Source organism: Inquilinus sp. OTU3971, assembly GCF_038440215.1.
The window spans coordinates 1-25,038 of the sequence record NZ_JASATH010000120.1 but is presented as its reverse complement, the minus strand read 5'-3'; the positions used below and the strand labels follow the sequence as shown (position 1 = coordinate 25,038).

Genomic DNA, 25,038 nt, shown 5'->3' with positions numbered 1-25,038 from the left:
CCCCGGGGCGCGCCGGGGGGTATCACCCCGCCGGCCCCACACTTGACGCGCCCGGGGGGGCCTGGGCGCCGACCGGCCGGTTCAGGCACATGCGCGGAGGCTTACTTCTTCTTGCCGCCGGCGCTGTTGACGGAGTCCTTCAGGCCCTTGCCGGCCTTGAACTTGACCTGCTTGGAGGCGGCGATCTTGATGGTCTCGCCGGTCCGCGGATTGCGGCCCTCGGACGCGGCACGCGCCGCGACACCGAAGGTGCCGAACCCAACGAGGCGGACTTCCCCCCCCTTCGTCAACGTCTTGGTGACGCCGTCGATGAAGCTGTCGATGGCGTTGCCAGCATCGGCACGCGACAGACCGGTGCTTTCCGCGACGTGTGCGACGAGATCGTTCTTGTTCACGTGTCGGCCTCCTTCAGGCTCTGTGTTGGTCGTTCCAGCGGGTTCGCCGGATACAGGCTAGGTACTCTCCAAACCGACAACCGTTCGATGCGCCTTTTCCCGACACCGAAACGTCACGAAATGTAAGCGTATCGCGGAAAGGCGGTCAATCGTCGGCGGCCCTGAAACACGCGGAATTCTGCCGAGTTCCAGGGCCGCCGCAATTGTTCAGTGGCGGATCACCGCTTCGTCGTCGCCATCAGCGGCGACGGGTGCGATGTCGTCCACCTCCGCATCCTTCCATTCGATCGGCTCCAGAGGACGCACCAGGGCGTTCTTCAGAACCTCCTCGACACTGGCGATCGGCAGGATTGCCAAGGCCTTCTTCACCGAATCCGGAATATCCGCAAGGTCTTTTTCATTGTCCTTCGGAATAATCACCGTCTTGATGCCGGCCCGGACCGCCGCCAACAGCTTCTCCTTCAGTCCACCGATCGGCAGCACGCGCCCGCGCAGCGTGACCTCGCCGGTCATCGCCACGTCGCGGCGGACCGGGTTTCCGGTCAGCGCCGAGACGATGGCCGTGACCATGGCGACGCCGGCCGACGGCCCGTCCTTCGGGGTCGCCCCCTCCGGCACATGGACGTGGATGTCGCGCTTGCCGAACAGCGTCGGCTTGATGCCGAAGGACACGGCGCGGGCCTTGGCGAAGCTCTCCGCCGCCTGCACCGATTCCTTCATCACGTCGCCGAGCTTGCCGGTGGCGACCACGCGGCCGCGGCCGGGGACCGGCACCGCCTCGATCGTCAGGATCTCGCCGCCGACCTCGGTCCAGGCCAGGCCGGTGACGACGCCGACCATGTCCTCGAGCTCCGCCTCGCCGTAGCGGAACTTGCGCACGCCGGCATACTTGTCGAGATCCTCCGACTTGACGACGATCTTCTTGACGTCGGTCGACAGGATCTCGCGCACCGCCTTGCGCGCCAGGCTCGCGATCTCGCGCTCCAGGCTGCGGACGCCCGCCTCCCGGGTGTAGTAGCGAATCAGGTCGCGCAGCGCCTCGTCGGTCAGCGTCCACTCGCCCTTCTTCAGCCCGTTCGCCTCGGCCTGCTTCTGGATCAGGTGGCGCTTGGCGATCTCGATCTTCTCATCCTCGGTGTAGCCGGGGATGCGGATGATCTCCATACGGTCCATCAGCGGCTGCGGCATGCGCAGGCTGTTGGCGGTGCAGATGAACATCACGTCCGACAGGTCGTAATCGACCTCGAGATAGTGGTCGTTGAAGGTCGAGTTCTGCTCCGGGTCCAGCACCTCCAGCAGCGCCGAGGACGGGTCGCCGCGATAGTCGGCGCCGAGCTTGTCGATCTCGTCCAGCAGGAACAGCGGGTTCGACGACTTCGCCTTCTTCATCCCCTGCAGGATCTTGCCGGGCATCGAGCCGATATAGGTCCGCCGGTGGCCGCGGATCTCCGCCTCGTCGCGGACGCCGCCCAGCGACATGCGCACGAAGTTGCGGCCGGTGGCCTTGGCGATCGACTTGCCCAGCGAGGTCTTGCCGACGCCCGGCGGGCCGACCAGGCACAGGATCGAACCGCGGATCTTGTTGGTCCGCTGCTGCACGGCGAGATATTCGAGGACGCGCTCCTTGACCTTCTCCAGGCCGAAATGGTCGTCGTTCAGCACCTGCTCGGCATGCAGCAGGTCCTTCTTGATCCGGGTGCGCTGCTTCCAGGGGATCGACAGCATCCAGTCGAGATAGTTGCGGACCACCGTGGCCTCGGCCGACATCGGGCTCATCGACCGCAGCTTCTTCAGCTCGGCCATGGCCTTGTCGCGGGCCTCCTTGGTCAGCTTGACCTTGTTGATCCGCTCCTCGAGCTCCGCCGCCTCGTCGCGGCCGTCCTCGCCCTCGCCGAGCTCCTTCTGGATCGCCTTCAGTTGCTCGTTCAGATAGTACTCGCGCTGGGTCTTCTCCATCTGCCGCTTGACCCGGCTGCGGATGCGCTTCTCGACCTGGAGGACGCCGATCTCGCCCTCCATGAAGCCGTAGACCTTCTCCAGCCGCTCGGTGATCGAGGCGATCTCGAGGATCTGCTGCTTCTCGGGGATCTTCAGCGACAGGTGCGCGGCGATGGTGTCGGCCAGCTTGGCGCCGTCCTCGATCTGGTTGACCGAGACCAGCACCTCCGGCGGGATCTTCTTGTTGAGCTTGATGTACTGCTCGAACTGGGCGACCGCGGCCCGGCCCAGAGCCTCGACCTCCTGCGGGTCGGCAGCGACCTCCTCGAGCGGCTCGACCTGGGCCTGGAAGAATTCGGGATTGTCGGCGTAGCGCACGATGCGCGCACGCTTCACGCCTTCGACCAGCACCTTGACGGTCCCGTCCGGCAGCTTCAGCAGCTGCAACACCGTCCCGATCGTGCCGACGTCGAAGATCTCCTCCGGCGACGGGTCGTCCTGCGAGGCGTTGCGCTGGGTGACCAGGAGGATCTGCTTGTCCTCCTTCATCACGTCCTCAAGCGCGCGCACCGACTTCTCGCGGCCGACGAACAAGGGCACGATCATGTGCGGGAAGACCACGATGTCCCTCAGAGGCAACACCGGGTACAGCGTGTCTTTGTTCAGGTTCAACATGCGTTCTGCCTTACTGGGGTGGGCAGCGGCCCGAGGAGCGGCGCCGCGCCGGCGCCGGACGAAGGAGACCCGGCGCGCCCAATAGACGTGGCGATGACCGGAGGCCGTTCAAGGGACGGGAATGCTGCAGCCCTCATGACCAAGTCACAAGAGCGCAATCGGGCCACAGTGGCAAGCCCGAGGCGGCGCGCTGCGGCGATTTCGAAACGAAACAGCCGATGCGCGGAGGCATCGGCTGTCAGGTCGGTCAGGATCTGTCCGCGGCCCGGAGTCAGGCGCCGGGGGCGCGTTCCTGCTGTTTCTCGGCGTAGATCAGGAGCGGCTTGGCGCGACCGTCGACCACCTCGCGGTTGACCACGATCTCGACCACGCCGTTCATGCTCGGCAGGTCGTACATCGGCTCGAGCAGGATGCTCTCCATGATCGAGCGCAGGCCGCGTGCGCCGGTCTTGCGCTGGATCGCGCGGCTGGCGATGCCCTTCAGCGCATCGTCGGTCAGCGACAGATGCACGTCCTCCATCTCGAACAGGCGCTGATACTGCTTCACCAGCGCGTTCTTCGGCTTGGACAGGATCTCGATCAGCGCGTCCGAGTCGAGGTCCTCGAGCGTCGCCACCACCGGCAGGCGGCCGACGAATTCGGGGATCAGGCCGAATTTCAGCAGATCCTCGGGCTCGACCTCGCTGAAGATCTCGCCGGTCGTCCGCTCATCCGGCCCGCGCACATCGGCGCCGAAGCCGAGCGAGCTGCCGCGGCCGCGCTGGGAGATGATCTTCTCCAGCCCGGAGAAGGCACCGCCGCAGATGAACAGGATGTTGGTGGTGTCGACCTGCAGGAACTCCTGCTGCGGGTGCTTGCGCCCGCCCTGCGGCGGCACCGACGCGATGGTGCCTTCCATGATCTTCAGCAGGGCCTGCTGCACGCCCTCGCCCGAAACATCGCGGGTGATCGAGGGGTTGTCCGACTTGCGGCTGATCTTGTCGACCTCGTCGATGTAGACGATGCCGCGCTGCGCCCGCTCGACATTGTAGTCGGCAGCCTGCAGCAGCTTGAGGATGATGTTCTCGACATCCTCGCCGACATAGCCCGCCTCGGTCAGGGTGGTGGCGTCGGCCATGGTGAAGGGAACGTCGAGGATGCGGGCCAGGGTCTGGGCCAGCAGCGTCTTGCCGCAGCCGGTCGGCCCGATCAGCAGGATGTTCGACTTCGCGAGCTCGACCTCGCCGTTCTTCTGGCCGTGCGCCAGCCGCTTGTAGTGGTTGTGCACGGCGACCGAGAGCACCTTCTTCGCATGCTCCTGGCCGATCACGTAGTCGTCCAGAACCTTGCGGATGTCCTTCGGCGTCGGGACACCATCGCGATTCTTGACCAGCGTGGTCTTGTTCTCCTCGCGGATGATGTCGGTGCACAGCTCGACGCACTCGTCGCAGATGAACACAGTCGGGCCCGCAATCAGCTTGCGAACCTCGTGCTGGCTCTTGCCGCAGAACGAGCAGTAGAGCGTGTTCTTCGAGTCACCGCCTGCGGTCTTGCCCATCACTGCCTCACTTCCGCATCCGCGCTACCGATCCGCGTGATCCCCGCCGCGGGGACCTGCGGGCCGAGATGCGGCTGCCTCCAGATGGCGGCGGTTCCACCCTGCGACAAGCTCGTCCTGGCGCAAGGCAGATCCGCATCATCACGAATCAAGATAGCGCCCTTCGGCCCCGATCGGTAGGGCCGCGGGCAAAGAGATCGATTATTCGGCAACGGTCGGACGCCGCTCGACGACCTCGTCGACGATTCCGAAGCCCTTGGCTTCGTCGGCCGACATGAACTTGTCGCGGTCCATGGAGCGCTCGATCTCCTCGAGCGACTGACCGGTGTGCTTGACGTAGACCTCGTTCAGCCGCTGCCGCAGCTTGAGGATCTCGCGCGCCTGGATCTCGATGTCCGAGGCCTGGCCCCGGGCCCCGCCCGAGGGCTGGTGCACCATGATCCGGCTGTTCGGCAAGGCGAAGCGCTTGCCTGGGGCGCCGGCGGCCAGCAGCAGCGAGCCCATCGACGCCGCCTGGCCGATGCAGACGGTCATGATCTTCGGCTGGATGTACTGCATGGTGTCGTAGATCGCCATGCCTGCCGTGATCACCCCGCCCGGCGAGTTGATGTAGAAGGCGATGTCCTTCTTCGGGTTCTCGGATTCCAGGAACAGCAGCTGGGCGCAGACCAGGCTGGCCAGCTCATCATAGATCGGCCCGGTCAGAAAGATGATCCGCTCCTTGAGGAGGCGGGAATAGATGTCATAGGCGCGCTCGCCGCGGTTGGTCTGCTCGACGACCATCGGGACCAGGGCGTTCATGCTCGGTTCATACGGAGGCATACGTTCCTCGAAAGGCTCGCGCGGGCCGGCGGGGCGCCGCGGCTCACCCCTACATTAGGGGAGGTCCGCGGCGACCTTCAACCGATCAAGCGCCGGAAGCGGTGTCGGTGGCGGCCGGCTTGGCGTCGCCCGCCTCGTCCTCGTCCGGATCGCGCGCCAGCTCCTCCGGCGTCACGGTGGTGTCGTTGACCTTGATCTTGCCGAGGATCAGGTCGACGACCTTCTCCTCGAACAGCGGCGCGCGCAGATTCTCGATCGCCTGCGGGTTCTTGCGGAAGAAGTCGACGACCTGCTGCTCCTGGCCCGGATAGCGGCGGGCCTCGGCGATCAGGGCGCGATTCAGCTCTTCCTGCGTCACCTCGACGTTCTCGGCGCGGCCGATCTCGGCGAACAGCAGGCCCAGGCGGACGCGGCGCTCGGCGATGGCGCGGTACTCGGCCTTCAGCTCGTCCTCCGGCTTGTTCTTGTCCGGATTGTCCTCGCCGCCGGTCTCGATCGACTGCTGCACCTGCTGCCAGATCTGGTCGAATTCGAGGTCGACCATGCCCTGCGGCACGGCGAAGTCGACCAGCTCGGCCAGCTTGTCGAGCAGCTTGCGCTTGGCGCGCAGGCGCGACACCCGGCCGAACTCCTGCTCGGTCTGGCCCTTGACCGCATTGCGCAGGCCCTCGAGGTCCTCGAAGCCCAGCTCCTTGGCGAAGTCCTCGTTGACCTCGGGCACCACGCCCGCCTCGATCGACTTGACGTCGACCTCGAAGGCGGCCGGCTTGCCGGCGTGCTCGGGGCTCGGATACTCCTCGGGGAAGTTCAGCGAGACGGTGACGTGGTCGCCCGGCTTCTTGCCGATCAGCTGCTCCTCGAAGCCCGGGATGAAGCGGTTCGAGCCGATCTCCAGGCGGTGGTCCTTGCCGGACATCTCCTCGCTCGGCGCGGCGCCGTCGAGGCTGCCCTCGAAGTCGATGACCGCGACGTCGCCGGCCTGCAGGCCGCGCTCCTCGGTCACCGGCTCGAACTTGCGGCGGGTCTCGGCGATCCGGGACAGGCCGGCCGAGATCTGCTCATCGGTCACCTCGGCGACCGGGCGGTCGATCTCGACGCTGTCGAAGGCCGGCGCGGTGATCTCCGGCAGCACCTCGACATCGACCTTGTATTCCAGGTCCTTGCCCTCGTCGAAGCTGGTCACCTCGACCTTCGGGCGCAGGGCCGGGCGCAGGTTGCGCTCCTCCAGGGCCTGGCGGGTGCCTTCGTCGACGGCCCCTTCCAGGACCTCGCCCATGACCGACTTGCCGTAGCGCTGCTTCATCAGCGACACCGGCACCTTGCCGGGGCGGAAGCCCGGGAGCTTGACCCGGCCCGCGAGCTTGACGAGTTCCGTCTGGACGCGCTGTTCGATGTCGGCCGCCGGCACGACGATCTTGAACTCGTGCCGCAGACCCTCGGTGCTGGTTTCGATCACTTGCATCGGTCTTCAGGAATCCGTCGATGTGACAGGTCGGTCGAGCTGTGCCCTGTCGGGATGTTCAATGGTGCGGGCGGAGGGATTTGAACCCCCACGGCTTTCGCCGCTGGAACCTAAATCCAGTGCGTCTACCAATTCCGCCACGCCCGCGAAGACTCCCACCCCTGCCCGCCCCCGAAAACGCGCACAAATAGGCGGGCAACGAAGGGAGTCGGCCCTGCGAAGGGGCGGTCATAGCACAGGGTTTTTGCGGACGACAGGCAAAACGCTGGGCTACAGCCGGTCCAGCATGTGGTCGAGCACCCTGGGCAGCACGTCGATCACGTCCTCGGCGATCAGCCCGGCGCCGACCTGCTGTGCCGCGGCGCCGTGCAGCCACACGGCAGCGCAGGCGGCCTCGAAGCCGGGCATGCCCTGCGCCTTCAGCCCGAGCACGATGCCGGCCAGCACATCGCCGGTGCCGCCGGTGGCCAGGGTCGGCGGGGCGTTGGCGTTGATCGCGGCCCGGCCGTCCGGCGCGGCGATGATGGTGTCCGCCCCCTTCAGCACCACGACGGCGCCGACCGCGGCCGCGGCCTGGCGGGCCCGGACCAGGCGCGGCGCATCGATCTTGCCGAACAGCCGGTCGAACTCGCCCTGATGCGGGGTCAGCACGCAGTCGGCATCGAGCAGACCGGCCAGCGCCTGCGGCTCGCCGGCATAGCTGGCGAGGCCGTCGGCGTCGAGCACCAGCGACTTGCCGGGTTCGCGCACCGCCGCGACCGCCTGGCGCAGCGCCGGCCCGGCCCCGCCGCCGGGCCCGATCAGCACCGGGCCGAGGCGCCGGTCGGCCAGCAGCCCGTCCCAGCGCTCCATCGGCAGCGCCATGGCGCCCGGCCAGTCGGCGCGGAAGGCCGGCAGCGCCGCCTCGGGTGCCACCACCGTCAGGAGGCCGGCGCCGACCCGCCGGGTCGCCCGCGCGGCCAGCCGGGCCGCGCCGGTCAGGCTGCCGCCGGCGAGGATCAGCGGATGGCCGCGGTCGTATTTGTGCTGCGCCGGCGCCGCCTGCGGCAGGGCCGCTCGCCACAGCGCCGGCCCGTTCTCGTGCAGCGCCGGCCCGATCGCATCGAGCACCGCGGGGTCGATGCCGATATCGGCCACCCGGATCTCGCCGCAGAGGGCGCGGCCGGGCAGCAGCAGGTGGCCGGGCTTGCAGCGGAAGAAGGTGACGGTCAGCGCCGCCGGCGCCACCGGCCCGGGGGCGGAGCCGTCATCGCCGAACAGGCCGCTGGGCACGTCGACCGCGACCACCGGCAGGCCGGAGCGCGCCGCGGCCTCGATCAGGGCCGCGGCCTTGCCCTCCGGCGCCCGGTTCAGCCCGGCGCCGAACAGCGCGTCGACGACCAGCGCGGCGCCGTCCAGCACCGCGGGGACCGGCGCCTCGACCCTGCCCTGCCACCTCGCCGCCGCCTCGGCCGCGTCGCCGCGCAAGGTCTTGACCGGGACCAGCAAGGCCAGACGCACCGGCCAGCCCCGCTCCGCCAGCAGCCGGGCGATGACGTAGCCGTCGCCGCCGTTGTTGCCGGGGCCGCACAACACCGCGACCGGGCGCGGCGACCAGCGGGCGCGGATCGCCCGCGCCACCGCCGCCCCTGCCCGTTCCATCAGCACGATGCCGGGGGTGCCGGCGGCGATGGTGCGGCGGTCGGCCTCGCCCATCTCCGCCGCGGTCAGCAGGGCGAGGTCGGAGAGCATCACCGCGCGTTCCCGACCGCCTCCTTGAAGGCGGCGATGTCGGCGCGGGCGGCGTCGCGCAGCAAAGTGATCTCGGCGGGACCGATGACGATGCGGCAGCCGTCCCGCACCATCTCGGCCGGCGAGCGGCCGAGCGAGGGCAGCGAGCCGAGCCATTTGCCGCTGTCCTGGATGGCGCGCTCGGCCCGGCGAATCGTGTCGCTCACCTCCGGGTCGTCGAAGCGGCCGAGCTTGCCGAGGCTGCCGGACAGGTCCCACGGGCCGATGAACAGCCCGTCGACGCCGTCCACCCCGGCGATCTCGGGAATCGCCTCTACCGCCTGGCGGGTCTCGATCTGGCACAGGATCAGGAGGTTGTCGGAGATGGTCTGCTGGTAGTCGGGCGCCAGGCCGAAATCGGCGCCGCGGGCGATGCCGTAGGCGACACCGCGGATGCCGGCCGGCGGATAGCGGCAGGCGGCGACCGCGGCCTCCGCCTCGGCCTTGGAATTGACCTGCGGCACCATCACGCCCTCGGCGCCGATGTCGAGGATGCGCTTGGCGTAGACCGGGTCGTTCCAGGGCATGCGGACGATGCCGGTGGCCGGCGTGCCGGCCAGGGCCTGCAGGCTGGGCACCGCATCGGCGACCGCGGCCGGCCCATGCTCATGGTCGAGCAGCACGATGTCGTAGCCGGCGAGGCCGAGCAGCTCGGTGATCAGCGAGTGGCCGATGCCCTGCCAGCAGCCATAGACGGGCTCACCCGCCCGCAGCTTCCGTTTCGCGGCGTTCGGTCGATACAAGGCAGCCTCCTCCGATGCGGTCGGAACAGGCGTATCAGACGATGAAGGAGAAGGGAAATGGGGCGACCAACGGGGCTCGAACCCGTGACATCTCGGACCACAACCGAGTGCTCTACCAGCTGAGCTATGGCCGCCACAGCATTTGCGGCGGCTCATATGAGCCATCGCCGCTCCGGCGTCAAGCGCAAGACGCATTCCCACCGATCGGAGGCGCTGCCGGGCATGACCGCGGCGATTCCAGGCGGCATAGTCCGCCCCGACGCACTCATCAGGGGAAGGCATGATGCTGATCCAGGCGGCCGCGATGGCCAATCTCGGCACCGAAACCGCGTTCGACGTGCTGGCGCGGGCCCAGGCGCTGGCGGCACAGGGCCGCGACATCATCAATCTCGGCATCGGCCAGCCCGATTTCCGCACCCCCGACCATATCGTCGAGGCGGCTGTGAAGGCGCTGCGCGACGGCCATCACGGCTACACCCCGGCCGGCGGCATCCCGGCGCTGCGCCGGGCGGTGGCCGACGACCTGGAGGCCCGGCGCGGCGTCACGGTCGACCCGGACGACGTGGTGATCATGCCCGGCGGCAAGGTGACGATGTGGTTCGCCATCCTGATGTTCGGCGAGCCGGGGGCCGAGATCCTGTACCCGAACCCCGGATTCCCGATCTACGAATCCGCCATCCGATTCACCGGGGCGACACCGGTGCCGGTGCGGCTGCGCGAGGAGAACGGCTTCGCCTTCTCGGCCGAGGAGGTGCTGTCCCAGATCACGCCTCGCACCCGCCTCCTGATCATCAACAGCCCGGCCAACCCGACCGGCGGCCTGGTGCCGAGGGCCGAGCTGGACCGCCTGGCCGCCGGGCTGGAACGGCACCCGCATGTCGCGGTGCTGAGCGACGAGATCTACAGCCGCATCCTCTATGATGGCGCGGAGCACAGCTGCTTCCTCTCCTACCCCGCCCTGCGCGACCGGGTGATCCTGCTGGACGGCTGGTCCAAGACCTACGCCATGACCGGCTGGCGGCTGGGCTGGAGCGTGTGGCCCAAGGCGCTGCGAGAGGGCGCGACGCGGCTGGCCGTGAACTCCCACTCCTGTGTCAATGCCGCCGCCCAATATGCCGGCATCGCCGCGCTGCAGGGGCCGCAGGACGCGGTCGACACCATGTGCGCCGCCTTCGCCGAGCGCCGCCGCGTGGTGGTCGACGCGCTGAACCGGCTGCCGGGGGTGCGCTGCGTCGAGCCGGGCGGCGCCTTCTACGCCTTCCCCAACATCAGCGGCACCGGCCTGTCGGCCAAGGCGCTGCAGACCAAGCTGCTGGAGGAGTGCGGCGTCGCCACCATCGCCGGCACCAGCTTCGGCGCCATGGGCGAAGGCTTCCTGCGCCTGTCCTACGCCAACAGCGTGGACGCCATCCGCCAGGCCGTGGACCGGATGGCAGGCGCCCTGACTTGATCGAAGCCCAAAGAAGCAGCACTATGCCTAAATTCTGAGCAAGCCCCCATTCGTCCCGGTCGCCGACGCGGAGTCGGCGACTGGCACGGGGCTTGCTTCACATTGTCGGTGAGAGCGTTCCGCACCCGGCGGTGGCGCGCAAACGATCCAGGGAACGGTTCCGAACCCATGAAGAAAGTCGAAGCCATCATCAAGCCGTTCAAGCTCGACGAGGTGAAGGAGGCCCTTCACGAGGTCGGGATCAAGGGCATCACCGTGACCGAGGCGAAGGGCTTCGGCCGCCAGAAGGGCCACACCGAGCTCTATCGCGGCGCAGAGTACGTGGTCGACTTCCTGCCCAAGGTGAAGGTCGAGGTGGTCATGGAGGATGCCCTGGTCGAGCGTGCGATCGAGGCCATCCAGCAGGCTGCCCAGACCGGCCGGATCGGTGACGGCAAGATCTTCGTCACCCCGGTGGAGGAAGTCATCCGTATCCGCACCGGAGAGAAGGGCGCCGACGCCATCTGAGCGTCGGCCCCACGCGCGAGCCGCCCAAGAACGCCTCTCAAGAAACGCAAACACAGTCCGAAACACAGGAAAAAAACATCATGGCCGATGGTGTGACCAAGGTCCTCGACCTGATCAAAGAGAACGACGTCAAATACGTCGACTTCCGCTTCACCGATTTCCGCGGGAAGGTGCATCACGTCAGCCAGCACGTCTCGACGGTGGACGAGGACATGCTGACGGACGGCGTCATGTTCGACGGCTCGTCGATCTCCGGTTGGAAGGCGATCAACGAGTCCGACATGATCCTGATGCCGGACGTCGACACCGCGGTCATGGACCCCTTCGCCGCCCAGGCGCAGCTGAACATCACCTGCGACATCCTGGAGCCGGCCACCGGCCAGCCCTACAGCCGTGACCCGCGCTCGATCGCCAAGTCGGCGGAGCGCTACATGGCGTCGCTGGGCATCGGCGACACCGCCTATTTCGGCCCCGAGGCCGAGTTCTTCATCTTCGACGACGTCCGCTACCAGCAGAACACCACCTCGGCGTTCTACTACCTGGACAGCGAGGACGCGTCGGAGAACAGCGGCAAGGTCTATCCGGACGGCAACCGCGGCCACCGCGTGCAGCCGAAGGGCGGCTACTTCCCGGTGCCGCCGCTGGACGCCGCGCACGACCTGCGCGCCGAGATGCTGACGACCCTGGGCGAGATGGGCGTCGAGGTCGAGAAGCACCACCACGAGGTCGCTTCCTCGCAGCATGAGCTCGGCATCAAGTTCGCGACGCTGATCAAGGCCGCAGACGCGCTGCAGCTGTACAAGTACGTGATCCACAACGTCGCCGACGCCTACGGCAAGAGCGCGACCTTCATGCCGAAGCCGGTCAAGGGCGACAACGGCTCGGGCATGCATGTCCACCAGTCGATCTGGAAGGAAGGCAAGCCGACCTTCGCCGGCTCGGGCTATGCCGACCTGTCGGACACCGCGCTGTACTACATCGGCGGCATCATCAAGCACGCCAAGGCACTGAACGCCCTGACCAACCCATCGACCAACAGCTACAAGCGCCTGATCCCGGGCTTCGAGGCGCCGGTGCTGCTGGCCTATTCGGCCCGCAACCGCTCGGCCTCCTGCCGTATCCCCTACGTCTCCTCGCCGAAGGGCAAGCGCGTCGAGGTGCGGTTCCCGGATCCGAGCGCCAACCCCTACCTCGCCTTCTCGGCCATGCTGATGGCCGGCCTGGACGGCATCCAGAACAAGATCCATCCGGGCGAGGCGATGGACAAGAACCTGTACGACCTGCCGCCGGAAGAGCTGAAGAGCGTCCCCACCGTCTGCGGCTCGCTGCGCGAGGCGCTGCTGGCGCTCGAGGCCGACCACGCCTTCCTGCTGAAGGGCGACGTGTTCAGCAAGGACATGATCGAGGCCTATCTCGAGCTGAAGTGGGAAGAGGTGTATGCCTTCGAGCACACCCCGCACCCGATCGAGTTCCAGATGTACTACTCGGTCTGATCGGACCGCTTTCGACCCGAAAGAACCCCGCCGTCGCCGGCGGGGTTTTTTCTTGCGTGCATGACCACCCGGATAGGCTTGCGATTGCCCGCGGCACCTGCTGATATCGATCCCATCAGCGCAGCGGCCGGAAGCGGGAAGCCCAAAGGGGCCCGGCCGGCCAGGCGCGGTGCCGCCAGGGGTCCCCGACGGTCCGCCCCCCGAGGCTCGCGCCCTGCCGGAACAAGAACGAGGCCATCTTGACAGGGACGGCAATCGACGTTGTCGACGTGACCAAAGTGTTCGGCAGCGAACAGAGCGGGGCGGTCCGGGCCCTGAGCGGCGTATCGGTCCAGATCCGGGACAACGAGTTCTTCACCCTTCTGGGGCCCTCCGGCTGCGGCAAGACCACACTGCTGCGCATGATCGCCGGCTTCGAGGAGCCGACCAGCGGCCATATCCTGCTGCACGGCAAGCCGATCGAAGGGCTGCCGCCGCACAAGCGGCCGGTCAACACGGTGTTCCAGAGCTATGCCCTGTTCCCGCACATGACGGTGCGCGAGAACATCCGCTTCGGCCTGGAGATGAAGGGCGTCGACCGCGCCCGCGCCGATGCCCGGGTCGCCGAGATGATCGCCCTGGTCAAGCTGGGCGGGATGGAGCACCGCAAGCCGGCGCAGCTGTCCGGCGGGCAGCAGCAGCGCGTCGCCCTGGCCCGGGCCCTGGCCAGCGAGCCGCAGGTGCTGCTGCTGGACGAGCCGCTGTCGGCCCTCGACCTCAAGCTGCGCAAGGAGATGCAGATCGAGCTGAAGCGGCTGCAGACCGAGACCGGCATCACCTTCATCTTCGTCACCCACGACCAGGAGGAGGCGCTGACGATGTCGGACCGGATCGCGGTGATGAGCCAGGGCGAGATCCTGCAGATCGGCGGCCCGCGCGACATCTACGACCGGCCCGAGCGGCGCTTCGTCGCCCATTTCATCGGCGAGACCAACTTCTTCGACGGCCCCCTCGCCGCCCGGCTGGGCTGCGCCGAGGGCGCCACCCTGGCGGTACGGCCGGAGCGGATCCTGCTGTCCGCCGAACCGGGACCGGACAGCCTGGCCGGGACGGTGGAGACGGTGGTCTATGTCGGCACCGACACCACCTACCACATCCGCCTGGCCGAGGACGGGGCGCTGGTCACCGCCCGGCTGCAGAACCGGACCGGGGCGCCGCAGAGCTTCCAGCCCGGCGACCGGGTCGGCATTGCGGTGCCGGCCGGCGCCGGCCACGCCTTGGCCGATTGAGGACAACGGCAATGGCGCGCGGCAACTCGCTGAAGACCCTGAGCCTGATCGGGGTCCCGGTCGGCTTCATCCTGATCTTCTTCATCGTCCCGCTGGCGATCATGGCGGTCGTCTCGGTCGCCGAGCGCGGCCCGTTCGGCGGGGTGCAGTGGAACACTTTCTCCACCGACGCCTATCTCCGCTTCCTCTACGAGCGCGACTTCGACGACAGCCTGATCTGGAACCCGGCCTATGCCCAGATCCTGCTGCGCTCGGTCTGGCTGTCGCTGCTGACCACCGTGCTGTGCATCGTGGTCGGCTTCCCCACCGCGCTGCACATCGCGATGCAGCCGCCGCCGCGGCGCAACCTGCTGATCTTCCTGGTCACCATCCCGTTCTGGACCAACCTGCTGGTGCGCAACTACGCCTGGATCCTGATGCTGCGCTCCGGCGGTCTGCTCGATTCGGCGCTGCAGGGGCTGGGGCTGACCACCGGATCGCTGAACCTGATGTACACCGAGACGGCGATCGCCATCGGCCTCACCTACTCCTTCCTGCCCTTCATGGTGCTGCCGATCTATTCCAGCCTGGAGAAGCTCGATTTCCGGCTGGTCGAGGCCGCCTATGACCTCGGCGCCGACAAGTGGCGGGCGCTGCGCCGGATCGTCATCCCCCTGGCGATGCCGGGCATCGCCGCCGGCGCCATCCTGGTCTTCATCCCCTGCCTCGGCGCCTATGTCACGCCGGACCTCCTGGGCGGGTCGAAGTCGATGATGATCGGCAACCTGATCCAGAACCAGTTCGGCTCGGCCCGCAACTGGCCGTTCGGCGCCGCCCTGTCCTTCGCCCTGCTGGCCGTGGTGCTGCTGGCGATGATGCTGTACCTGATCCGCTTCCGCGGCGCGCCGCAGGTGGCGAAATGAGTGCGCCGTCCAACCTGCGCCGCTTCCCCGGCGTCCGCGCCGCCGCCTGGGCCTTCTTCGCCTATCTCTACATCCCGATCATCGTGCTGCTGGTGCTGGCCTTCAACGCCGGCACCACGGCGACGATCTGGGGCGGCTTCAGCATGCGCTGGTTCGGCGTGGTGCTGAACAATCCGGACATCCTGCGGGCGGCGAAGAACTCGCTGATCGTCGCCTCGGTGTCGTCGGTGGTCGCGACCGTGATGGCGATCCCGGCCGCGATCGGCATGGCCCGCCGGCGCTTCCGCGGCCAGGCCGCGGTCAGCGCCCTGATCGCCCTGCCGCTGGTGGTGCCGGAGGTGGTGACGGCGGTGGCGACGTTGCTGTTCTTCACCGCCGTCGCCCTGCCGCTGGGCCTGTTCACCATCATCCTGGCCCATGTGGTGTTCTGCATCCCCTTCGCCTATCTGCCGATCCGGGCGCGGCTGGAGGGGATGGATGCCAGCCTGGGCGAGGCCGCGTCCGACCTCTACGCCACGCCCTGGCGGGCCTTCCGCCGGGTGACGCTGCCGCTGCTGTGGCCCGGCATCCTGTCCGGGCTGATGCTGGCCTTCATCATCTCGCTCGACGACTTCGTCATCACCTTCTTCGTCTCCGGCGCCGGGGCGACCACCTTGCCGATCTACATCTACGGCATGATCCGCATCGGCGTGACGCCGGAGGTCAACGCCATCTCGGCGCTGATGCTGCTGATCTCGATCGTCTTCGTCGCCCTGTCCTGGGTGGTGGGCCGGGCGCGGAGCTAACCAAGGGAGGCCCGAAATTCGGAACCGACGCATCTGCCTGACCGCCGCCTTCGCCGCGGCCCTGCTGACCGGCCCCGCCGCCTGGGCGGCCGGCGACCTGTTCCTGTTCAACTGGACCAACTACACCCCGCCGGAGCTGCTGAAGAAGTTCGAGGCCGAGACCGGAATCAAGGTCACGCTCGACGTCTATGATTCGAACGAGACCCTGCTGGCCAAGATGCAGGCCGGCGGTGCCAGCTACGACGTGGTGGTGCCGTCCGACTACATGGTCGACATCATGGTCAAGCAGGGCCTGCTGCAGGAGATCGACGCCGCCGCCATGCCCGGCTTCGGCGCCGTCATCGCGCCGCACGACAAGCCCTGGTACGACCCGGAGCGGAAATACTCCGCGCCCTACATGTGGGGCACCACCGGCTTCACCTATGACAGCGCCAAGGTGCAGGGCCCGGTGGACGACAGCTGGTGGTCGATCTTCAACCCGGACGGCCCGTTCAAGGGCAGCCTGGCGATGATGAATGATTCGGTCGAGGTGTTCACCGCCGCCGCCTTCTATCTCGGCATCGACCGCTGCACCGAGAGCAGCGAGGATGCCGGCAAGATCTACAAGCTGCTGGCGGCGCAGAAGCCCGCCGTCTCGCTCTACAACTCCGACGGCTCGGTCGACCGCATGGCCGCCGGCGAGGTGGTCGCCCACATGCAGTGGAACGGCGCCGCGCACCGCACCAAGCTGCAGCGGCCGAGCGCGGTCTTCGTCTATCCGAAGGAAGGGCTGAACCTCTGGGCCGACAACCTGGTGGTGCCGAAGGACGCCAAGAACCCGGAGAACGCCAAGACCTTCATCGCCTGGCTGCTGAAGCCGGAGAACATCGGCGCCGCCTCCAACTTCACCACCTACATGAACGCGATCAAGGGCTCCGAGGCCTTCATGGACAAGGCGCTGAGCGAGGATCCGGCGATCAACATGCCGCCGGACTACGCTGGCCGGCTGCGGCCGGCCAAGAACTGCTCTCCCGCTGCGGTCGAGTTGCGCGACCGGGTCTGGACCCGCCTCAAATCCTGAGCGGCCAGACCGTCGTCCCGGCGTCGGCGGGGCGCAACATCACAATCCGACGACAACAGAGAGGTTGAGATGGGATCCGCAAGACAGCTTCTTCTCGCCGCCGTCGCCGCCGCCGGGGCGCTGACCGCAGCGTCGGCCGCCCAGGCTGCGGGCGAGCTCTATTTCTACAACTGGTCGAACTACTACCCGCCGGAGCTGCTGAAGAAGTTCGAGGCCGAGACCGGGATCAAGGTCACGCTCGACGTCTATGATTCGAACGAGACCCTGCTGGCCAAGCTGCAGGCGGGTGCCGCCGGCTACGACGTGGTGGTGCCGTCCGACTACATGGTCGACATCATGATCAAGCAGGGCCTGCTGCAGGAGATCGACGCCGGCCAGATGGCCAATTTCAAGAATGTCGGCTCGCCGCACGACAAGCCCTGGTACGACCCGGAGCGGAAATACTCCGCCCCCTACATGTGGGGCACCACCGGTTTCAGCTACGACACCAGCAAGGTCGAGGGCGGCAAGGTCGACGACAGCTGGTGGTCGATCTTCAACCCGGACGGCCCGTTCAAGGGCAAGCTGGCGATGCTGAACGACCCGGTCGAGGTCTATAAGGCCGCGGCGATGTACCTGAAGGTCGATTTCTGCACCGAGAGCAGCGAGGACGCCGGCAAGATCTTCAAGCTGCTGGAGGCCCAGAAGCCGGCGGTCGCGCTCTACAACTCCGACGGCACGATCGAGCGCATGATCGCCGGCGAGGTGGTGGCCCATATGCAGTGGAACGGCGCCTCGCACCGGACCAAGGAGGGCAAGCCGACCGTCACCTATGTCTATCCGAAGGAAGGCATCAACTTCTGGAACGACAATTTCGCCGTGCCCAAGGGCGCGCGGAACGTCGAGAACGCCAAGATCTTCATCGACTGGATGATGAAGCCCGAGACCATCGCCGCGGTCAGCAACTTCACCGGCTACAACAACGGCATCAAGGGCTCGCCGGAGTTCATGGATGCGAAGCTGCGCGACGACCCGGCGGTGAACACGCCGCAGGAGTATCTGGGCCGGCTGAACCCGAACAAGAACTGCTCCGCCGCGGCGGTCGAGCTGCGCGACCGGGTCTGGACCCGCCTCAAATCGTAGGCGGCCCCGCCCGCTTCGCGACCGGCGCTGGAAGGCCCCGGTTGCGAAGCGGGGTCCGGCACGCTACCTCTTGCAGGTCTGACAGATCTCTTAAGTGACAGGATCCCCCATGGTCGACCGCCCGTTCCCGCCGCGTCTCGACGACGAGGAGGAGGAGGAAGAGGAAGAGCGCCCCGAGAAGGAGAGGAAGGAGGAACTCGGTCCGCAGATCGGCAACATCCTCTTCAAGAACCGGACGGTGCTGCTGTTCGGCGAAATCTCCATGAAGCTGGCGCAGGCGATCAGCGCGCAGCTGCTGGCGCTCGCCGCCGATGACGACAAGAAGCCGATCCGGCTGGTGATCAACTCGCCGGGCGGCCATGTCGAGGCCGGCGACACCATCCACGACATGATCCGCTTCGTCGGCGCGCCGGTGAAGGTGATCGGCACCGGCTGGGTGGCCAGCGCCGGCGCCCATATCTACCTCGCGGCGCAGAAGGAGAACCGCCTGTCGCTGCCGAACACGCGGTTCCTGCTGCATCAGCCGTCCGGCGGTGCCGGCGGCCGTGCGGTCGATATCGACATCGAGGCGCGCGAGATCATCAAGATGCGCCGCCGCCTGAACGAGATCATCGCCAAGGAAACCGGCCAGCCGATCGAGAAGGTCGAGCGCGACACCGACCGGAACTACTGGATGTCGGCCGAGGAGGCGAAGGTTTACGGCGTCGTCGGCAAGATCATCGACAGCATCAAGGATGCCGGCTGACCCCAGCCGGGTGACTCGGCGGCGGGCCCTGCTCGGGCTCGCCGCCCTTCCCTTCTGCGCCGCGGCGGCCCCGGCCGTCGACCAGACCGGCGAACGGCGCCTCAGGCTCTACAACCCGCACACCGATGAACGCTTCGACGACGTCTACGCCGTCGACGGCATCGTCTTGTCCGACGCCTGGAAGCGGCTGAACTGGCTGCTGCGCGACCATCATGTCGACAAGGCGACCGACATGGATCCGGGCGTCTTCGACCTGCTGTGGCTGATGTCGCGGCGCTACCAGGTGGCCAAGGGCCGGCGGGTGACGATCAACCTGCATTCCGGCTTCCGCACCCCCGAGACCAACGAGAAGCTGCGCCCCGAAGGCGCCGCCCGGAACAGCCTGCATATGCAGGGCAAGGCGGTGGACCTGTCGGTGCAGGGCTACGGCATGGTGTTCCTGGCCAACCACGCCCGGGCGGTCGCCAGCGGCGGCCTCGGCCTCTACTGGCGTTCCGACTTCGTCCATCTCGACACCGGGCCGAAGCGCCTCTGGTACAAGCGGTTCTGACCGCCTCGGTCATTCCGCAGTCCCTCGGTTACTTTCAACACCCTTCTTGCACGGATCGGCGGGAATCCCGAACTTGCCGTCGGTACCTATTCGTAACCAAGTTCGGAGAATTCCATGACGAAGCTCGCCCTGATCGGCGCCAGCGGCAATATCGGTTCCAAGATCCTGGCCGAGGCCCTGAGCCGCGGCCACGAGGTCACCGGCATCGTCCGCAACCCGGAGAAGCTGCCGCGGCACCCGAAGCTGACCGCCAGGCGTGGCGACGTGTTCGACGCCGACGGCTTGGCCAAGCTGCTGGCCGGGCACGACGCGGTGATCAGCTCGGTGCACTACACCGCCTCCGACCCCGCCTTGCTGCTGCAGGCGGTCAAGGCCTCGGGCGTCAGGCGCTACCTGGTGGTCGGCGGCGCCGGCAGCCTGGAGGTCGCGCCGGGCGTGCAGCTGGTCGACACGCCGGAGTTCCCGGCGCTGTACAAGGAGGAGGCGTCCAAGGGCCGCGACTATCTCGCCCTGCTGCGCGGCGAGACCGGCCTCGACTGGACCTTCCTGTCGCCCTCGGCGGTGATCGCGCCGGGCGAGCGCACCGGCAAATTCCGGCTGGGCGGCGACCGGCTCCTGGTCGGGGCGGATGGGCAGAGCCGGATCAGCCAGGAGGACTACGCCATCGCCCTGATCGATGAGCTGGAGAAGCCCGCCCATATCCGGCAGCGCTTCACGGTCGGATACTGAGCCGCCGGCCATTGTTGTCCGCGGCGCGACGAATTGTTGTGCGATCGGCGGCTTGACCGCGGGCCGCAAAAGCAACTCAATCGCAACGCCACCACCGGGCCCGGAACGCCGCCCGACCGGCGGGTGCAAGCCCCCGCCGCACCCTTCCCTCCCCTTTGATCCGGAGACGATCATGGCCGACCTGAACGACCAGCTCGACCGCAACTGGGCGCCGCGCGTGCTCAGCATCCTGCGCATCGCCGCTGCCCTGTTCTTCCTGCAGCACGGCATGGCCAAGCTGTTCGGCTTCCCGCATGTCGCCTATTTCGACGGGCTGCAGCTGTTCTCGCTGATCGGCCTGGCCGGCGTGCTGGAGATCGTCGGCAGCGTGCTGCTGCTGATCGGGCTGTTCACCCGCCCGGTCGCCTTCATCCTGTCCGGTCAGATGGCGGTGGCCTACTTCATGGCCCATGCGGGGGAGAGCTTCTTCCCGATCCTGAACCAGGGCGAACTGGCGGCGCTGTACAGCTTCGTCTTCCTGTACTTCGCCGCAGCCGGCGGCGGGGCCTGGAGCCTGGATGCCGTGCGCAACCCGCGCCTGGCGATGGCCTGACCGTTCCCGCGGCGGCAGCCGGCGCTACGGCGCCGGCTGCTGCTGGGTGATGCAGTGGATGCCGCCGCCGCCGAGGAAGATGTCGCGGGCATGGACCTGGACGACGCGGCGATTCGGGAAGGCGTCGCGGATGATGCGGAAGGCGCGCTCATCCTCGGCCACGTCGAAGGCCGGCATCACCACGCCGCCATTGGCGATGTAGAAGTTGACGTAGGACAGGCTCAGCCGCTTGCCGTTATGCTCCTGCCGCGCCGGCTGCGGCACCTCGATCACCTGCAGCGGCCGGCCCTTGGCGTCCTTGGCCGAGCGCAGGATGTCGAGATTGGTCTGCAGCACGTCGAAATTGCCGTCGCTCTTGTCGTCGGTCGACAGCGCCAGCACCACGCCCGGCCGCACGAAGCAGGCGATCTCGTCGACGTGGCCGTCGGTCTCGTCGTCCTCGATCCCCTCCGGCAGCCAGATCACGGTGGAGACGCCGAGCCAGTCGCGCAGGTTCTGCTCGACCTGGGCCTTGGTGATGTCCGGGTTGCGGTTCGGGTTCAAGAGGCACTGCTCGGTGGTCAGCACCGTGCCTTCGCCGTCGACATGGATGGCGCCCCCCTCGAGCACGAAGGGCGCCCGGAAGCGCCGGGCGCCGACATGCTTCAGGATCCGCTTGGCCACCACCGCGTCGCGGCTGTAGGGCTGGACCTTCTGGCCCCAGGCGTTGAAGCGCCAATGCGCGCCGGCGAGATGGCCGTTGCGGTCGAGCAGGAAGGTCGGCCCCGAATCGCGCAGCCAGCTGTCGTCGATCTCCATCGACACCACGTCGATCGGCGTGCCGTTGCCGAGGGTCAGCGACGCCTCGGCCACATCCGACGGATTGCACGCCATCGTCACCGGCTCGAAATCGGCGATGGCCCGGGCGACATCGGCATAGGCGGTGCAGGCGGCGTCCATATGCTCGCCCCAGATCTCCTCACGGCAGGGCCAGGCCATCCAGCAACGGCTGTGGGGCTCCCATTCCGCGGGCATGACGTAGCCGAGGGATGCAGGGACGGTCACAATGGGGTTCCGCAGTGGTTCAGGTTCAAGCGCCAGAGGCTAGCGTCCGCCGCCTCCGGATGAAAGGGCGCTGTGCGGTCCCCCGGATACGGAACGGGCCCGACCAACCGGCCGAGCCCGAGAAACCGATCGTCCCGAAGGACTTATGACGACAGCGCGACAATCAAATGCGGCGCTGAGAGATCGACTTTTCCCTCTTCGTCAAACGGCGGCCGAACGGCGCCAGACGAATGGTTCCAAAGATCGACAGAAACGACATGAGAAGCTCATTGAATTGTTCTCGAACGCCGTAGATATAGTCGATCGGCCCGATTTTTGCTCCGGGGGCAAACGCCGAGGGGCACCTGCGCGCCACGCATGACTAATAGTCCTGCGCAGGGCCGGCTGAAATCGGCAGAAAACGCCGTTTCGACCGGCTCCGCCCTAAGTTCCCGCGGCAAAGGCCAGCTGCTCGTCCCGCCGCCGCTTCTTCTCGTGCCGCACCAGGAGGGCGCCCGCGATCACCACGCCGGTGGTGACGATCACGACGATGATGGTGGCGAGCGCATTGATCTCCGGCGTCACCCCGAGCTTCACCTTGGAGAAGATGTAGACCGGCAGGGTGGTCGAGCCGGGGCCGGAGACGAAGCTGGTGATCACCAGCGTGTCCAGCGACAGGGTGAAGGACAGGAGCCAGCCGGCAATCACCGCCGGCGAGATGATCGGCAGGGTGATCCAGAAGAACACGGTCAGCGGCCGGGCGCCGAGATCCATCGCCGCCTCCTCGATCGATTCGTCGAGGCTGACCAGCCGCGACTGCACGACCACCGCGACATAGGCCAGGCAGAAGGTGATATGGGCGATGGTGATCGTCACCATGCCGCGGCCCTGCGGGAAGCCGAACAGCCCCTCCATCGCCACGAACAGCAGCAGCAGCGACAGGCCGGTGATCACCTCGGGCATCACCAGCGGCGCCGTGACCATGCCGGAGAACAGGGTGCGGCCGCGGAACCGGCCGAAGCGGGCCAGCACCAGCCCGGCCACGGTGCCGAACACGCAGGCGACGGTGGCGGCGATGGCGGCGATCTCCAGCGACCGCCGCGCCGCGTCCATCATCTGCTGGTTCTGCAGCAGCGTGCCGTACCATTTGGTCGAGAAGCCGCCCCAGATGGTGACCAGGCGACTCTCGTTGAAGGAGTAGATCATCAAGAGGATGATCGGCACGTAGAGGAAGGCGTAGCCGAACACCAGGGCGGTGAACAGGAACCAGGGCCGCCTCATCGCTGCGCCTCCTGCTGCTTCGCCTGAACGTACTGGAACACCATGATCGGGATCACCAGCACCAGCAGCAGCACGATCGCGACCGCGGAGGCGACCGGCCAGTCGGTGTTCTGGAAGAATTCGTCCGACAGCACCTTGCCGATCATCAGCGAGTCGATGCCGCCGAGCAGTGCCGGGATGACGTATTCGCCGACCGCCGGGATGAACACCAGCAGCGAGCCGGCGATGATGCCGGGCAGCGACAGCGGCAGGGTGATCAGCAGGAACGCCTTCCAGGGCCGGCAACCCAGATCCTCCGCCGCCTCGAGCAGCGAGACGTCGAGCTTCTCCAGGGTCGCGTAGAGCGGCAGGATCATGAAGGGCAGGTAGGAGTAGACGATGCCGATATAGATGGCGATATCGGTGTGCAGGATCTGCAGCGGCTGGTCGATGATGCCGAGCCAGATCAGCAGGTTGTTGAGCAGCCCCTGGTCCTGGAGGATGCCGATCCAGGCGTAGACCCGGATCAGGAACGAGGTCCAGAACGGCAGGATCACCATCATCAGCAGCGGCACCCGCCACTGCTGGCTCGACCGGGCGATGGCATAGGCCATCGGATAGCCGATCAGGAGGCTGAGCACCGTCGAGATCGCGGCGATCTTGATCGAGTTGAAATAGGCGGTGACGTAGAGCGGGTCGTCGAGCAGGTACTGGAAGTTGCCGAGGTTGAGCGAGATGCCGAGATGGGCCTCATCGATCCAGCTCAGCAGCGACGTGTAAGGCGGCTGGCCGATCACCTTGTCGGCGAAGGCGATCTTCAGGACGATGACGAAGGGGATCAGGAAGAACAGGAACAGCCAGACATAGGGGATGGCGATCACCAGGCTGCGGCCGAGCCGCCCGCCCAGCCGCCGCAGGATCGACGGGCCCGCCGCGACCCGCGGGCTTGAGCCTTCCGCCGCGCCGCTCGCCGTCACCGCGGTCATTGCGTCAGCACCACGCCGGCGAAGGGCTGCCAGGACAGCCAGACCTCGTCCTCCCAGGTGATCGGCATCTCGGTCAGGCGCGAGACGTTGGGCGCCGTCACCCGCACCGTCTTCCCGTTCGGCAGCGCGATCAGGTAGATCGAGAGATTGCCGAGATAGGCGATCTCCTTGACCACCCCCCGGGTGCAGTTGGTATCGCCCTCGCCGGGCTGCTTCGAGATCGCGATCTTCTCCGGCCGCACCGCGACCCACACCTGGGTCCCGACCGGCACCGGCAGGCCGTGGCTGACATGGAGCCGGCAGCCAGCCTCCGGGCTGTCGATGACGACATGCTCCGGATGGTCCTCGGCGATCCGCCCCTCGAACAGGTTCACCGAGCCGATGAAGTCGGCGACGAACTTCGACTGCGGGTATTCGTAGATCTCGGCCGGGGTGCCGAGCTGCGAGATATAGCCGGCGTTCATCACCGCGATCCGGCTGGACATGGTCATCGCCTCCTCCTGATCGTGGGTCACGACCACGAAGGTGATGCCGACCTTCTCCTGGATGTTGACCAGCTCGAACTGGGTCTGCTCGCGCAGCTTCTTGTCGAGCGCGCCGAGCGGCTCGTCCAGCAGCAGGATCTTCGGCCGCTTGACCAGGCTGCGGGCCAGGGCGACGCGCTGGCGCTGGCCGCCCGAAAGCTGGTGCGGCTTGCGCTTGGAGAACCGGCCAAGCTGGACCAGGTCCAGCACCTCGGCGACGCGGGTCTTGATCTCGGCCGACGGCACCCGGTCCTGGCGCAGGCCGAAGGCGACGTTCTGCTCCACCGTCATATGCGGGAACAGCGCATAGGACTGGAACATCATGTTGACCGGCCGCTCATAGGGCGGCACCGCGGTCATGTCGACGCCGTCGATGAAGATCTTGCCTTCGGTCGGCCGCTCGAACCCGGCCATCATCCGCAAGAGCGTGGTCTTGCCGCAGCCCGAACCGCCCAGCAGGGCGAAGAATTCGCCGCGGTAGATCGACAGGCTGACATCGTCCACGGCGGTGAAGTCGCCGAACTTCTTGGTCACCTTCTCGATCCGGACATATGGCTTCTCGTCCGGATTGCGCCATGGCTGCGGCGCTGTCTGCTGCTTCGGCTTGGCTTGGCCCATCCCCGCCTCCGGCCCCTGTCCCCGTGGAGAAACGGGGGGCCCCCCCGGGCCCGGGGGGGGGGGGCCCGGGGGGGGGGGGGGG

At 67.3% G+C, this 25,038-nt stretch carries 23 protein-coding genes and 2 tRNA genes; 12 read left to right on the top strand and 13 right to left on the bottom strand.

Annotated features, from left to right (window positions below):
• Window positions 1–101: 101 nt before the first annotated feature.
• The 9 genes from AAHM41_RS25915 to AAHM41_RS25875 form a co-directional block, all read right to left on the bottom strand.
• Entirely contained in the window at window positions 102–395 is a 294-nt protein-coding gene (locus AAHM41_RS25915; protein WP_342239489.1) for an HU family DNA-binding protein, read from the bottom strand.
• A 207-nt stretch (window positions 396–602) separates the two neighbouring features.
• Window positions 603–3,008, bottom strand: a complete 2,406-nt coding sequence (gene lon / locus AAHM41_RS25910) for an endopeptidase La (RefSeq protein ID WP_342239488.1) — start codon at window positions 3,006–3,008, stop codon at window positions 603–605.
• 271 nt (window positions 3,009–3,279) lie between these two features.
• Window positions 3,280–4,545: an ATP-dependent Clp protease ATP-binding subunit ClpX gene (clpX, locus tag AAHM41_RS25905; RefSeq protein WP_342239487.1), complete on the bottom strand. Its 1,266-nt coding sequence runs from the start codon at window positions 4,543–4,545 to the stop codon at window positions 3,280–3,282.
• 201 nt (window positions 4,546–4,746) lie between these two features.
• Entirely contained in the window at window positions 4,747–5,367 is a 621-nt protein-coding gene (gene clpP, locus AAHM41_RS25900) for an ATP-dependent Clp endopeptidase proteolytic subunit ClpP (protein WP_342239486.1), read from the bottom strand.
• An 85-nt stretch (window positions 5,368–5,452) separates the two neighbouring features.
• The gene (tig, locus tag AAHM41_RS25895; RefSeq protein ID WP_342239485.1) at window positions 5,453–6,829 is read right to left on the bottom strand and encodes a trigger factor; all 1,377 of its coding nucleotides are present in this window, start codon (window positions 6,827–6,829) and stop codon (window positions 5,453–5,455) included.
• A 62-nt stretch (window positions 6,830–6,891) separates the two neighbouring features.
• A tRNA-Leu gene (locus tag AAHM41_RS25890) sits at window positions 6,892–6,976 on the bottom strand.
• 123 nt (window positions 6,977–7,099) lie between these two features.
• Complete coding sequence (locus AAHM41_RS25885; RefSeq protein WP_342239484.1) at window positions 7,100–8,560, bottom strand: NAD(P)H-hydrate dehydratase; 1,461 nt, start codon at window positions 8,558–8,560, stop codon at window positions 7,100–7,102.
• Window positions 8,560–9,342 carry an HpcH/HpaI aldolase family protein gene (locus AAHM41_RS25880; protein ID WP_342239483.1) on the bottom strand — a complete coding sequence of 261 codons (783 nt, stop codon included), beginning with the start codon at window positions 9,340–9,342 and terminating at the stop codon, window positions 8,560–8,562. Before AAHM41_RS25880 ends, AAHM41_RS25885 begins: the two co-directional genes overlap by 1 nt.
• 58 nt (window positions 9,343–9,400) lie before the next feature.
• Window positions 9,401–9,476 (bottom strand) — tRNA-His (locus AAHM41_RS25875).
• Window positions 9,477–9,622: 146 nt separating this feature from the next.
• Here AAHM41_RS25875 and AAHM41_RS25870 point away from each other — a divergent pair.
• The 12 genes from AAHM41_RS25870 to AAHM41_RS25815 all read left to right on the top strand — a co-directional run bounded on the left by AAHM41_RS25870 (window position 9,623) and on the right by AAHM41_RS25815 (window position 20,545).
• The gene (locus AAHM41_RS25870) at window positions 9,623–10,792 is read left to right on the top strand and encodes a pyridoxal phosphate-dependent aminotransferase (RefSeq protein WP_342239482.1); all 1,170 of its coding nucleotides are present in this window, start codon (window positions 9,623–9,625) and stop codon (window positions 10,790–10,792) included.
• A 168-nt stretch (window positions 10,793–10,960) separates the two neighbouring features.
• Complete coding sequence (locus tag AAHM41_RS25865; RefSeq protein WP_034832554.1) at window positions 10,961–11,299, top strand: P-II family nitrogen regulator; 339 nt, start codon at window positions 10,961–10,963, stop codon at window positions 11,297–11,299.
• Between the two features lie 80 nt (window positions 11,300–11,379).
• Window positions 11,380–12,792: a type I glutamate--ammonia ligase gene (glnA, locus tag AAHM41_RS25860; RefSeq protein WP_342239481.1), complete on the top strand. Its 1,413-nt coding sequence runs from the start codon at window positions 11,380–11,382 to the stop codon at window positions 12,790–12,792.
• A gap of 239 nt (window positions 12,793–13,031) precedes the next feature.
• On the top strand, window positions 13,032–14,060 hold the full coding sequence (locus AAHM41_RS25855; protein ID WP_342239480.1) for an ABC transporter ATP-binding protein: 1,029 nt from the start codon (window positions 13,032–13,034) through the stop codon (window positions 14,058–14,060).
• An 11-nt stretch (window positions 14,061–14,071) separates the two neighbouring features.
• On the top strand, window positions 14,072–14,962 hold the full coding sequence (locus AAHM41_RS25850; RefSeq protein ID WP_342239479.1) for an ABC transporter permease: 891 nt from the start codon (window positions 14,072–14,074) through the stop codon (window positions 14,960–14,962).
• Window positions 14,959–15,747, top strand: coding sequence for an ABC transporter permease (locus AAHM41_RS25845; protein ID WP_342239478.1), 789 nt, complete (start codon window positions 14,959–14,961; stop codon window positions 15,745–15,747). Before AAHM41_RS25850 ends, AAHM41_RS25845 begins: the two co-directional genes overlap by 4 nt.
• Before the next feature lie 16 nt (window positions 15,748–15,763).
• Entirely contained in the window at window positions 15,764–16,807 is a 1,044-nt protein-coding gene (locus AAHM41_RS25840) for an extracellular solute-binding protein (RefSeq protein WP_342239490.1), read from the top strand.
• Window positions 16,808–16,876: 69 nt separating this feature from the next.
• Window positions 16,877–17,929, top strand: a complete 1,053-nt coding sequence (locus AAHM41_RS25835) for an extracellular solute-binding protein (RefSeq protein ID WP_342239477.1) — start codon at window positions 16,877–16,879, stop codon at window positions 17,927–17,929.
• 109 nt (window positions 17,930–18,038) lie between these two features.
• Window positions 18,039–18,674, top strand: coding sequence for an ATP-dependent Clp protease proteolytic subunit (locus AAHM41_RS25830; RefSeq protein ID WP_342239476.1), 636 nt, complete (start codon window positions 18,039–18,041; stop codon window positions 18,672–18,674).
• Complete coding sequence (locus AAHM41_RS25825) at window positions 18,664–19,224, top strand: YcbK family protein (RefSeq protein ID WP_342239475.1); 561 nt, start codon at window positions 18,664–18,666, stop codon at window positions 19,222–19,224. Before AAHM41_RS25830 ends, AAHM41_RS25825 begins: the two co-directional genes overlap by 11 nt.
• A 114-nt stretch (window positions 19,225–19,338) precedes the next feature.
• Window positions 19,339–19,953 (top strand): NAD(P)-dependent oxidoreductase, encoded by a 615-nt coding sequence (locus AAHM41_RS25820; protein ID WP_342239474.1) that lies wholly within the window; start codon window positions 19,339–19,341, stop codon window positions 19,951–19,953.
• A gap of 172 nt (window positions 19,954–20,125) precedes the next feature.
• The gene (locus tag AAHM41_RS25815; RefSeq protein ID WP_342239473.1) at window positions 20,126–20,545 is read left to right on the top strand and encodes a DoxX family protein; all 420 of its coding nucleotides are present in this window, start codon (window positions 20,126–20,128) and stop codon (window positions 20,543–20,545) included.
• A 24-nt stretch (window positions 20,546–20,569) separates the two neighbouring features.
• Here the strand turns inward: AAHM41_RS25815 and aguA are convergent, their stop codons facing one another.
• From aguA to AAHM41_RS25795, 4 genes are all read right to left on the bottom strand, one after another.
• Window positions 20,570–21,589 (bottom strand): agmatine deiminase, encoded by a 1,020-nt coding sequence (gene aguA, locus AAHM41_RS25810; protein WP_342239472.1) that lies wholly within the window; start codon window positions 21,587–21,589, stop codon window positions 20,570–20,572.
• Between the two features lie 423 nt (window positions 21,590–22,012).
• Window positions 22,013–22,849 carry an ABC transporter permease subunit gene (locus tag AAHM41_RS25805; RefSeq protein WP_342239471.1) on the bottom strand — a complete coding sequence of 279 codons (837 nt, stop codon included), beginning with the start codon at window positions 22,847–22,849 and terminating at the stop codon, window positions 22,013–22,015.
• A complete protein-coding gene (locus AAHM41_RS25800; RefSeq protein WP_342239470.1) occupies window positions 22,846–23,814 on the bottom strand; it encodes an ABC transporter permease subunit in 969 nt (322 codons plus the stop codon). Before AAHM41_RS25800 ends, AAHM41_RS25805 begins: the two co-directional genes overlap by 4 nt.
• On the bottom strand, window positions 23,811–24,956 hold the full coding sequence (locus tag AAHM41_RS25795; protein ID WP_342239469.1) for an ABC transporter ATP-binding protein: 1,146 nt from the start codon (window positions 24,954–24,956) through the stop codon (window positions 23,811–23,813). The genes AAHM41_RS25800 and AAHM41_RS25795 overlap by 4 nt, the downstream gene beginning before the upstream one ends.
• Window positions 24,957–25,038: the final 82 nt, after the last annotated feature.

Bases quoted from the DNA above. Each gene is read 5' to 3' on its own strand.
- glnA (WP_342239481.1), top strand. From the start codon at position 11,380: ATGGCCGATGGTGTGACCAAGGTCCTCGACCTGATCAAAGAGAACGAC.
- AAHM41_RS25845 (WP_342239478.1), top strand. From the start codon at position 14,959: ATGAGTGCGCCGTCCAACCTGCGCCGCTTCCCCGGCGTCCGCGCCGCC.
- AAHM41_RS25820 (WP_342239474.1), top strand. From the start codon at position 19,339: ATGACGAAGCTCGCCCTGATCGGCGCCAGCGGCAATATCGGTTCCAAG.
- AAHM41_RS25835 (WP_342239477.1), top strand. From the start codon at position 16,877: ATGGGATCCGCAAGACAGCTTCTTCTCGCCGCCGTCGCCGCCGCCGGG.
- tig (WP_342239485.1), bottom strand. From the start codon at position 6,829: ATGCAAGTGATCGAAACCAGCACCGAGGGTCTGCGGCACGAGTTCAAG.
- lon (WP_342239488.1), bottom strand. From the start codon at position 3,008: ATGTTGAACCTGAACAAAGACACGCTGTACCCGGTGTTGCCTCTGAGG.
- AAHM41_RS25805 (WP_342239471.1), bottom strand. From the start codon at position 22,849: ATGAGGCGGCCCTGGTTCCTGTTCACCGCCCTGGTGTTCGGCTACGCC.
- AAHM41_RS25865 (WP_034832554.1), top strand. From the start codon at position 10,961: ATGAAGAAAGTCGAAGCCATCATCAAGCCGTTCAAGCTCGACGAGGTG.
- AAHM41_RS25870 (WP_342239482.1), top strand. From the start codon at position 9,623: ATGATGCTGATCCAGGCGGCCGCGATGGCCAATCTCGGCACCGAAACC.
- clpX (WP_342239487.1), bottom strand. From the start codon at position 4,545: ATGGGCAAGACCGCAGGCGGTGACTCGAAGAACACGCTCTACTGCTCG.
- AAHM41_RS25800 (WP_342239470.1), bottom strand. From the start codon at position 23,814: ATGACCGCGGTGACGGCGAGCGGCGCGGCGGAAGGCTCAAGCCCGCGG.
- AAHM41_RS25825 (WP_342239475.1), top strand. From the start codon at position 18,664: ATGCCGGCTGACCCCAGCCGGGTGACTCGGCGGCGGGCCCTGCTCGGG.
- AAHM41_RS25885 (WP_342239484.1), bottom strand. From the start codon at position 8,560: ATGCTCTCCGACCTCGCCCTGCTGACCGCGGCGGAGATGGGCGAGGCC.
- AAHM41_RS25830 (WP_342239476.1), top strand. From the start codon at position 18,039: ATGGTCGACCGCCCGTTCCCGCCGCGTCTCGACGACGAGGAGGAGGAG.
- clpP (WP_342239486.1), bottom strand. From the start codon at position 5,367: ATGCCTCCGTATGAACCGAGCATGAACGCCCTGGTCCCGATGGTCGTC.
- AAHM41_RS25795 (WP_342239469.1), bottom strand. From the start codon at position 24,956: ATGGGCCAAGCCAAGCCGAAGCAGCAGACAGCGCCGCAGCCATGGCGC.
- AAHM41_RS25815 (WP_342239473.1), top strand. From the start codon at position 20,126: ATGGCCGACCTGAACGACCAGCTCGACCGCAACTGGGCGCCGCGCGTG.
- AAHM41_RS25850 (WP_342239479.1), top strand. From the start codon at position 14,072: ATGGCGCGCGGCAACTCGCTGAAGACCCTGAGCCTGATCGGGGTCCCG.